The organism is Leptolyngbya sp. FACHB-711 (genome assembly GCF_014695615.1).
Taxonomy (GTDB): Bacteria; Cyanobacteriota; Cyanobacteriia; order Elainellales; family Elainellaceae; genus Leptolyngbya_A.
Genome location: NZ_JACJOR010000289.1, coordinates 1 through 9,446, shown reverse-complemented (window position 1 = coordinate 9,446; position 9,446 = coordinate 1). Strand labels below are relative to the sequence as shown.

The 9,446-nt window shown below is 45.8% G+C and carries 8 protein-coding genes; 3 read left to right on the top strand and 5 right to left on the bottom strand.

What is annotated here, in order from left to right; translation table 11 throughout:
- Window positions 1-300: 300 nt before the first annotated feature.
- Window positions 301-786 carry an element excision factor XisH family protein gene (locus H6F80_RS11430; RefSeq protein ID WP_199296514.1) on the bottom strand — a complete coding sequence of 162 codons (486 nt, stop codon included), beginning with the start codon at window positions 784-786 and terminating at the stop codon, window positions 301-303.
- Between the two features lie 267 nt (window positions 787-1,053).
- Between H6F80_RS11430 and H6F80_RS11425 the strand changes: the two genes are divergently transcribed.
- The 3 genes from H6F80_RS11425 (at window position 1,054) to H6F80_RS11415 (ending at window position 4,487) form a co-directional block, all read left to right on the top strand.
- Complete coding sequence (locus H6F80_RS11425) at window positions 1,054-1,890, top strand: hypothetical protein (protein WP_190791675.1); 837 nt, start codon at window positions 1,054-1,056, stop codon at window positions 1,888-1,890.
- Entirely contained in the window at window positions 1,877-3,619 is a 1,743-nt protein-coding gene (locus H6F80_RS11420) for an NACHT domain-containing protein (RefSeq protein ID WP_190791674.1), read from the top strand. Before H6F80_RS11425 ends, H6F80_RS11420 begins: the two co-directional genes overlap by 14 nt.
- A gap of 667 nt (window positions 3,620-4,286) precedes the next feature.
- Window positions 4,287-4,487, top strand: coding sequence for a hypothetical protein (locus tag H6F80_RS11415; RefSeq protein WP_190791673.1), 201 nt, complete (start codon window positions 4,287-4,289; stop codon window positions 4,485-4,487).
- Between the two features lie 86 nt (window positions 4,488-4,573).
- On the opposite strand, the gene nrdJ is transcribed toward H6F80_RS11415, so the two are convergent.
- From nrdJ to H6F80_RS11395, 4 genes are all read right to left on the bottom strand, one after another.
- Complete coding sequence (gene nrdJ, locus H6F80_RS11410; protein ID WP_190791672.1) at window positions 4,574-6,892, bottom strand: ribonucleoside-triphosphate reductase, adenosylcobalamin-dependent; 2,319 nt, start codon at window positions 6,890-6,892, stop codon at window positions 4,574-4,576.
- Between the two features lie 324 nt (window positions 6,893-7,216).
- Window positions 7,217-7,900, bottom strand: a complete 684-nt coding sequence (locus H6F80_RS11405; protein ID WP_242067298.1) for a crossover junction endodeoxyribonuclease RuvC — start codon at window positions 7,898-7,900, stop codon at window positions 7,217-7,219.
- Between the two features lie 305 nt (window positions 7,901-8,205).
- Entirely contained in the window at window positions 8,206-8,529 is a 324-nt protein-coding gene (locus H6F80_RS11400) for a hypothetical protein (RefSeq protein ID WP_190791671.1), read from the bottom strand.
- 237 nt (window positions 8,530-8,766) lie between these two features.
- Window positions 8,767-9,183, bottom strand: coding sequence for a fasciclin domain-containing protein (locus tag H6F80_RS11395; protein ID WP_190791670.1), 417 nt, complete (start codon window positions 9,181-9,183; stop codon window positions 8,767-8,769).
- Window positions 9,184-9,446 lie beyond the last annotated feature (263 nt).

Here is a 9,446-nt window from a genome sequence, read left to right as displayed (position 1 = left end):
CTCCGAGGACACCCGAATTGGCTTAGGGAGATTCCTACGGCGGCTGATTGTTACCGATATGCACTACACCAAAAAGCAGTACACCTGGCTCTTACTGCACCCCAAACTCAAGCCCAATTAGAGGAAAACTTGAGTGTTTTGCACGCTTCTGAACTTACCCCGGAGGCAGTGGTACGGTGGCAAGAGTATGGGGCGTTGGTTTATGGGGATGGGCAAGACGCATTTGAGACTAGATGGCTTTGAGTGCCATTCAATATTGGGCGTGTTCTTGCAGTATTTTTTTAATGATGTCTCGGTAGTTTAATCGGGTATCCATTGCGCGATCGCCTCACTTTCATCATCAAAGACAATTAACTTGACCACCTGATTCTTGAGCAATACCTGTCCTAATTCTATAGTGAATACGCTGTTAAAGGTTGCTTGAGAGACCGCTAGATAAAGGCTGCGCTCGATGCCCATCTCGCTAAGAATTTGACGATATAGGACGTACTGCCCCAGTGCTTGCTCTAAATCTTTAACATCAGACTGTCCTACAAAGCTTTTCACTTCAACAACGATTCTTTGCAATCCCTTTTCGGCACTAATTAAGCGCTCTGCGCCCAGATCAGCCGATAAGCGCTTTTTACCAATTTGAAGCGGGAATGGATCATGTGTAATTGTCCATTCATCTTTTTGTAAGGCACGCTTCACAGTGTCATGGTAAATGTCTTTTGCTGGCACAGAAACCCTGAAGTAATGGAACTGTTGTTGCCAATATATAGCAGTTACTGTTGCTTTTGCTACCAACAGATGAGCTTCAAGTACGTTCTTATCCGAGACCAAGTGGCATAACGTTCCCGCTCACGGGACGCAGACAGCCTCTGCATCCCATCAATGACCAAATTCGTTCCGATGCAGCGGGATTGCTGAGCTGATGGCTGACTTAATATTGCATAAATCAAAGTTAAGTTAGATCAGTCTATAAGAATAATAATTGTTAAGATTCCGGCGTGAATGTCTGATCTTTAATTTTTATGCTAAAAACAGCTTAGTCTCAGTAATTACTTAACTTCTATGCGTCCCAAAAACAGCGCATATTATGAAATTAAATTTTGGCTCAGTAATATTACTCCAAGAAGTATTTTGTTTTCATGCTTCATTATCTTTAGCTCAGTAGTCGTTGGTTTAGGTGATGCACAATCTTTTTTCACAGGAGATAGCAGTCCTATCCCAGAGTCATGGACTACTTTAAAGAACAAGCGAAATGCTCGAATAATTGCCACTTGCTTTATAGTTTTACCTGGGATAGCTGTTTTGATAAGTGACGGATTAGAAAAGAAGAAGCAATTCGAAGAACTTTCAAGAATCACAAAAGATTTTACTTTTCCACACTTAGAAACAAAATTAAATGAGTTTTGTGAGGATCTCAAAAAATCCTTTGGGTTGAGTAATGAAGTTAGAATTTATATTGCAATACCTATCAGAAAAGGATTCATTAACTGGAAGATTCAAATAGTTTGTCGAAGCAGGAATGTTATTGACAGGGAATTGTATGCTTCGTTTGAATTTGGTGAAGGAGCGTATGGCTATGCATTTAATACAATAGACAAGAATAATCAACACAGGACTCTGACTATTCAACTAATGCCACCCTCAGAAATTCCTTCCAACTATAAACACTTAAGTGATAACAACAAAAGTTTTGTAAAATCAGATTTAATAGGATTCCTCATCACGCCGTCTTTTGAAAAAGATTTCTTGAACGGTGTGCTTATTATTGATACAAGTGATCCCTCTGATATGTCTAAACTAATTCAACCAAGATTACAAAGTCACGTTCTCGACTGGCTAGGCGTTGATACTCAGGTGATAACTCTCCTTTGGAGGATGACTACATATGGAAACTGGTGATGACAATGTAACCTCAAGAGAGCTATCTTCCCAACAAGATATGAATACTAGCTCTGAAAATCAGTACGTCTATAACCAAGTTCAGATAGGCTCTGGCTCTCACCAAAGCTATGTCGTCAATATTACTACTTCTGATCAACAACTTATTCAACAGCTAATACAACAATCTGGTGACTCTATCCGTCCTCGTATCGAGCAAGCTCTTTTAGCTGTTGTCAAAGAGGAAATAGTTGCTCGACTAAAGTCTTCACTGCACAGGGAAGTGCTAATTAATCTGGATAAACAAAACCAATCTCGCTATGTAAATCCTCGGAGATATGAAATTCAAACTGGAAGTGTATCTACTATACAAGTTTCACCTGAGGCAAGGACTATAGATGTTTTTGAACGAGCAGATATTGCAGGTAGATTGCTGATTTTGGGTGAGCCTGGTTCTGGTAAAACGACAACATTATTAGATTTAGCTCAAGATCTACTTCACAAAGCCGAAGTAGATCCAAATCATGCTATTCCTGTACTGTTTAGTTTGTCTACATGGGATACTTCGCACAGAGTAATACAAGATTGGCTAATTGCAGAACTGAAATCTAAATATGGTGTTCGAGCAGATACTGCTAAAAAATGGATTGAAAACCAAAAACTTTTACCACTTCTAGATGGATTAGACGAAGCAAGAATAGAGCATCAAGCAGCTTGTATACAGTCAATTAATCAATGGCTACAAAGCAAACCATCTCTATCTATGGCTGTCTGTAGCCGCCGAAAAGAATATGAGCTTCAGGCACATAAACTACAATTAGAGGGGGCAATTTATCTACAAGATTTAACAAATCAGCAGATTCAGGATTATCTTACACTGTTGGAGAAATCAGCTCTTTGGCAAATACTACAAGCTATTCCAATACTGTTGGAGCTGGTGCGAAAACCTTTGTTGTTAAACATCACAATCTTGGTGTACCAAGAGATTGAGATCGAAAATAGAAAGAATTTAACCTCTACTTCAGATTTTCTAGAGTATCTCTTAGACTCTTATGTGCATAGAATGCTTAGTCGTCCCCTAGATACTTATCTCTATACTCAAAAGCAAACACCATCGGCAAGACAAGCTCGACAATGGCTGGTTTGGCTTGCTCAACAGATGGCATATAGAGGATTAGATGAATTTTCAATTGAGAGAATAGATCCTTCTTGGCTCAGAACCCCATCTCAAAAATTTAGTTATAGGTTGATACTAGGAATAATTCTTGGAATGATCGGCGGCTTAATTTTTGGTTTGATTTTTGGATCTCTAACTGAAATAGTCCTTGGTTTTTTTGGATGCTCAGTTGTCGGTTTTACTTTAGGAATAACTAATAGAATAAGCTATTCCCAAGATACAGAAACTCAAAGATTACCAAACGGTACAATCTATGAACTTGGGAGGACTGCCATCATAACAGGAACATTTTCTGGACTGCTAACTAGCTTGTTGTTGATTTTGCAAAGTCTCGTTACAGGTTTCAGAATTGGAACGGGTATTGGCTTAATCAGTGCATTATTTTTTGGTGGTTTGGTGTGTTTACAGCATTTTGTATTACGGCTTATTCTTTGGAAAAGCGGAAATTCACCTTGGAATTATGCTCGTTTTCTCAACTACTGTACTGAAAGGTTCATACTTCAGCGTGTAGGAGGTTCTTACCATTTCATTCATCGATTAATGCTAGATTATTTTGCAGCAATGCCGTATTAGGAAAAGTACCTTATCCCAAAAACTGTAAATTCCGATTCCTTCAAGTTTAAGCTCTCTCAAAGGCTCTGAACCCTAAATACCTTTCAAACAATTCGCGATGTCTCTACCAAGATATGAAGCAGCCCAACTCTTGATTAGACTGAACTCATTCGGGCTATCTGCCCTCCATAGGTGGTTAGACTGAATTTATTCCGTCTAATTGCCTAAACTCGATATTAGCCCGGCAATTGTTCTGCACAATATCCCAAACAAGAACATTAGCCAGAATTCCTCAGCGTTTCTTTACTTTGTGTGTCCTTCCATCCGGTCTAATCCGCTAGGACAGGAATTAGCAAGAACGATCGGGTTAAAGGAAAATTCAATGTGAAGCAGTTTTTCAAGGAAAGTTGCCTAAGAAATCTTGGAGTACGCTTGTCTACAAAGAAGGTTTCCTCTATCCTGATCAACACTGGTTATTGAGTACCAGTAGACAAAGCTTAAGGTGAGGACGCTGATTAGAAGTGTTGGCGCACGACTAACCAGCTAACCTAACTTCCTGAAGGAGCAGGAGGCTAGGCTGTGATGATCTTACGATCGATCGCCTTGCTAATGCGAAATGAGTGGTTGGGAAAACCACGCCTTAGGCTTTTCTTCTCTACAAATCAACGCTTAGCGAGGCAAAAATATCATGTCTACAGAGTTCAGTGAACTGCTGCCATTTTCCGATGGCGAGAAAGGGCAAATTTGGATCATTGGTTCACGAGAATGGGTGAATCACCGGATTAACGAGTTCTATGTAAAACGGATTGCAACCGATCGCGTTCAATTCACGCCCATTATTCCGGCTCCGTTTGCGCCAGGGAAATTTATGAGCGTGCTTGAGCAATAAGCGAGGCAAAAAAATCAGGGGTGGAATTGTCCCACTCCTGATCGAAGGCTCAAACAAATTTGTCGATCGCCTGAAGTTTTACTGCTCTACTTTGACTCAGGCAGCATACATTTGTCGCTGTCACAGCCTGCCGGACCCGCTTCGCTCAGTTCTCCCGAATCGTAGCGGCTGAGGGCATAGTGGAAGTCATCAGTTTGACGACGTTCGACCACTTCACGGCTGAGGCGATCGTACTCTTCTTTTGTAATCGGCTCAAAGGGCAGACGCGGGAAGGTCTGGTGATCATCGAACCGGGCCAGCAGCGCGGCAGAGATATAGCCTTCGTTGTTCTGGATTGCGTCGTAGATTCGCTGTGCCAGTAGCTCCACTTCGGCTTCGCGGAGTTCGATCGTTGCAGACGTGTTGTGCGTCGTGTAGTGCCGCTGCACCTGCATATAAAAATCCATCTGCGCCAATGCATTGAACTTAGAGATCTCGACGCGATCGGCTCCTGGAATATTTGCCCAGGGCACTTCGACCGGAATCTCAACCAGCCACTCGGTACAGCGCGGATCAAAAGCATCGTCTAGCAGCCGTCCCTGTTCGTCTTTATCGGACTGAGAGGGAACAATCTTGTAGCCGTACTCCAGACAAGCGAGCGCGACCGGATCGTTTTTGCGGAACGTGATGCGGCGAATAAACCGCTGCGCTTTGGGCGGATGCCAGCCCGGACTTGCACTTGTCAGGAGCGACTTGGTTCCCGCAGGCTGAACCGTCGTACAGCGATTGGGACGCTGCAATTTGTGACGATCGCAGTAATCCCACACCACGCGCTGCACCGTTTCCTTCCATCGCATCAGATATTCTTTTTCGCGCTGCTTGAACTGCAAACCCGTCATTGTATCAGGACGACCCTGCTCCCACCAGTGCAGCCACTCCACGCCAAATGCCTGCACAAAGAAGTCAAACAGCCCGGTGAACGAAACGCCCACAATCGGATCGATCGATCGAGAATAGCGATAGCGCGGCTCCTGGAACTGGTGATTCAGCAGGGCAGCAACCGAAAGGGCAGCAGCAGTAAAGGCAGCTTCCTGGTCTTCCAGATTGTTGGGATTGAGCTGATTGAGATGGACTTCCGCTAAGTTGCAGTGGAAATTTTCGCCCAGGATCTCACCACAGGGGTTCAGCCCATAGCGTCCTAGTCGATGCTGTATCTCCTCGTCAGCAATTCCTGGAACCTGCTGCTGAATCCAGGCGGCGCCATTACCCTGCACATAAGCCTGGAGGAATTCAGATTTTAATTCAGCCGTTTTTAGCAAATCGGCATTGCTGCGGGCGATCGCCTCTGGCGCAAACTGAATCGCTCCTTCCCCCGAATAAAACTGTTTACGAACAGCATCAGTGCATTCTTCCAGGGTTGGCTTGCGATGGAAGACACGAGTGTGGTTTGCCATTCGCAGCACGTCACGTTCCGGGTCGATGCGCCAGTTCCCCTCCGCATCCTGCATCCAGAGGTTGTCTTTTGCAGTTGCGCCGAGCTGATCATCGGCATCAAACTGTCTCATCCCTGCGCTGCGCCGAATGTTTCCGGCAACCACACAGGCAGCCGCTTCATCGATCAGCAGGCAGCACTCCACCGAAGTCAGCTTTCGTCCGCTCCCTCCATTCTGCGAAGCACTCGCCTTGTTCAAAATTGTCGCGCAGCGATCGTAAAGCGCAGGCAGACGAATTGGGTTTGCCATGCCGCCAAAGCCCTTGAGCCGCTCACCTGCGGGACGCACCTGGCTGAGATCGATCGTGACTTCTACAGTGTCAGTAAAGCGTTCATCTGTAGAGAGTTCCAGCAAAGTCTGGTAGGAATCGACCCATCCTTTACGGCTATCGCCCACGCGAATTAGCACCTGATTCCCGTTGATTTCAACCGTCGTTTCATCTTGTCGGGTTTCAGCGGAAGCCATCCCAACGTCGCCCTGCATTTTTACCGTGAGGCGATTGCGGATAGCAGGCAACAGAGAAATGTATTTGGGTTCCAGCATTGCGCCTGTACCGCAGCCCATCATGGCGAGATCCATCATCAAGCCAAAGGCACGCCAATCCGTGACGTTTGTGCTGGTGCAGTTGTATGCGCCGGAGAAGTTTTCGGGCTTTTGAATCCAGCTCGTGCCGCCCACCCACAGCCAGCGACCGGAAGGTAAGCTTTTTAGCTCTTGCTGCATTCGCCGCAGCAGGTCGGCTTCTTCGGGAGTCAGGGTGCCCAGTTCAACAATGCCGCGCAGCGTTCGATCGCAAACCTCATCCCAGGATTCGCGCAGATTTGCCGTTTTCTCACCGCGACGGCTATAGGTGCGGAAAAACACTGGGTTGGCAGCAGGAGCCGCTTCAGGGAATGGTTGAACGGTGCGGTTGCGTTCGAGGTCTTGAACCATGGTGCGTCCTCGTTGGGATGACAGCAAGCGTAAATGACAGGTGGTTAAAAAACGAAATCAGGCGGCAAGAAAACCCTATGGGTAGGGATGTCTGGCGTTAAGCAAAACTATCCTACTCTAGATCTAGAGATTTGACACCGATCGATCAAGAACCGATTGGAGAAAGCTTAAACGCTAATTCTGGGTAAAAATCGCAGTCCTTCTCCGCTTTATTGTGACAACTCTCCCAGGGGGGATGATCTGCCGCAAGGGACAGACTATGGGTTCGGAGAAAGTTTGAAAAGCCGTCGGTGATTGAAACTGCAAATTAAAACTGCAAAACACCTACGCCACATTTGCCCGTGCGCCACACTGAGCAGCATAAGCGATCGCCAATCCATCCGCACTATCATCGGGGGAAGGCGGCTTGGGCAATCCAAAAATGTGCATCACAGCCTGCTTGATATCGTTTTTGCTGGCTCCATACTGAGCAACAGCAGCTTTCACCTGGGACTGGTGCAGAAATGTGATCTCGCTCAATCCCCAGTCGCCTAACGCGAGTTCGATGACGCCCAACGCCCGCAGCACCTTTCCCGCATTAGTGTTATCGCGCCCAAAAAAGGGCATCTCGACCGCCGCAATATCGGGCTTCACCATGTCGCACAAAGCTTTAATGTCTGTGTGAATCTGGCTGAGGCGATCGTACATGGGCGATTTTGCCGGGGTTTTAATGACGCCGTATTCTAGTGCCTCACTGCCCCGAATCACACCAAAACCAATGGTTGCGATCGCAGGGTCAATGCCGAGAATCACGCAGTTGTTGAGATCGAGTGAGATAGTCATACGAGCAATTGTACTGCTCATCACGATGGTAATGAGTGATTTACTCGTTTGAGCCGCTTTTTTCGTCACTTTTTTCACCACCGACTCGAAGCAAATCCGGCGATTTGGAAAGGCAGTAAAGGTCTTTCGATAGCGTGTAATCGGAGATCGACTGACCTCAAAGCCAGTAATTTTGTCAACGCTCATTGCGCGATCGAATGGAGTTAATTGATCACCTCTCTATAATGCAGCCCCCTAAATAAATAAGTAGAGTCGAGATCAGGCATTTTTTCGCCTTTCAATGGTAAATTAGACGGGATTGAAAAGCATTTAGATCGTGAGAATTATCATTCGGAGAGAGGTCTCGGAGCAAGGTTTAAAGAGTTTTAGTTCAATCAAAAATTCGGCAGAACTGGATGAGCTAAGCCTCCAATTGCTGCCGAAATTTGCAATCTTTTGTTTTTAATCGAGGATTGTCCTAAAATCCTCCAAACCCAAAAGGGGTTAGAGAATTATTCGTCAAGATAAATCTTTTCACCGTGTTCTTCGATATACATCGGCGGCTCGATCGCAAAGTTATCAATTCTGCCGGACTCGTCGATCACATAACCGTCGGTCGTGTGAAGGTCGTCTTCGCCACCTTCCTGCTTTGCAAACTCTTCGAGCTGGTGAATATTTTGCTCAACATCGACGTTGGAGGGAATCCGCGCTTCAGGGTCATTCACCGCGATCGACTGAGCGGTTTGAACGCCCCACTGGTCGCCAGGTGCACCCCGACCGGGTTCTGCTTCTGCCGGATCACCCATGTTCGGATTTTGATTCGTTGTTTCTTCCATGATTTTTCTCCTTAAATTCAGCGCAGTATTGCTCTTTTTCTGGCAACCCGCTTTTACAACACTTCTTAGATAAGGGTGCTAATTTCGCTCGGCAATGTCCTTTTATCAGTCCTCAAAAGAGTACAGCGATCGTGAAATCGAGCGATTCTCCCGTTTGAGATAAATCCAATCGATCGTCTTCTCTCTCCCAGGTGGAATTTCATCCTGGCGTTTTACCCTGAATGAGGGTGTAACCGATTACGGCTCAAGAATTGTCGGGATTAGCACTGAATCGATCGCGTGAATCACTCCGTTATCGGTCAGAATATCCATTTGTATTACCTGAGCATCATTCACCTTAATGCAGTCTGCATTCTGCTCCACAATCACGATCGATCCTTCTGCCGTGGGTGCTTCGTGAATTTCTGCCAGATCATCCGATCGCACATCGCCAAACAAAACGTGATACAGCAAAACCTGCTTCAGCTTGTAGGTATCCTGCATCAAATCGTTCACAGTTTCTTCGGACAGCTTTGCAAAGGCTTCGTCAGTGGGAGCCAGAATCGTATAAGGTCCTTCTCCCTGGAACATTTGCTCAATATCAGCCGTTTTAAACGCATTCATGAGTTGGCTAAAAGAGCCAGCCTGCGCTGCGGTTTCAAGGATCGCGGTCATGGATTATTCTCCTGCTCAAAAGAGGGTCTCTTCCTAAGAGATAGATGGAATTAGGAAGCTCTACATCCTTCAAAGGGCAGTGTTGTGGGAGGAGAAAATATAGCCGGACCTAAACTACCCCCTACGACCCAAACGGCTTCGGCTCGATCGCCATCTTTTGCTCGATCGCCTTAAAAAACCGTTCTGCTAACACAGCATTTGCCTCATCGGTAACGCTGGTGGGACTGAGGAAAACCTGCCCGGGGGTGTTAGCGTAAAGTTGA

Bases quoted from the DNA above. Each gene is read 5' to 3' on its own strand.
- nrdJ (WP_190791672.1), bottom strand. From the start codon at position 6,892: ATGGTTCAAGACCTCGAACGCAACCGCACCGTTCAACCATTCCCTGAA.
- H6F80_RS11400 (WP_190791671.1), bottom strand. From the start codon at position 8,529: ATGGAAGAAACAACGAATCAAAATCCGAACATGGGTGATCCGGCAGAA.
- H6F80_RS11415 (WP_190791673.1), top strand. From the start codon at position 4,287: ATGTCTACAGAGTTCAGTGAACTGCTGCCATTTTCCGATGGCGAGAAA.
- H6F80_RS11425 (WP_190791675.1), top strand. From the start codon at position 1,054: ATGCGTCCCAAAAACAGCGCATATTATGAAATTAAATTTTGGCTCAGT.
- H6F80_RS11420 (WP_190791674.1), top strand. From the start codon at position 1,877: ATGGAAACTGGTGATGACAATGTAACCTCAAGAGAGCTATCTTCCCAA.
- H6F80_RS11405 (WP_242067298.1), bottom strand. From the start codon at position 7,900: ATGAGCGTTGACAAAATTACTGGCTTTGAGGTCAGTCGATCTCCGATT.
- H6F80_RS11395 (WP_190791670.1), bottom strand. From the start codon at position 9,183: ATGACCGCGATCCTTGAAACCGCAGCGCAGGCTGGCTCTTTTAGCCAA.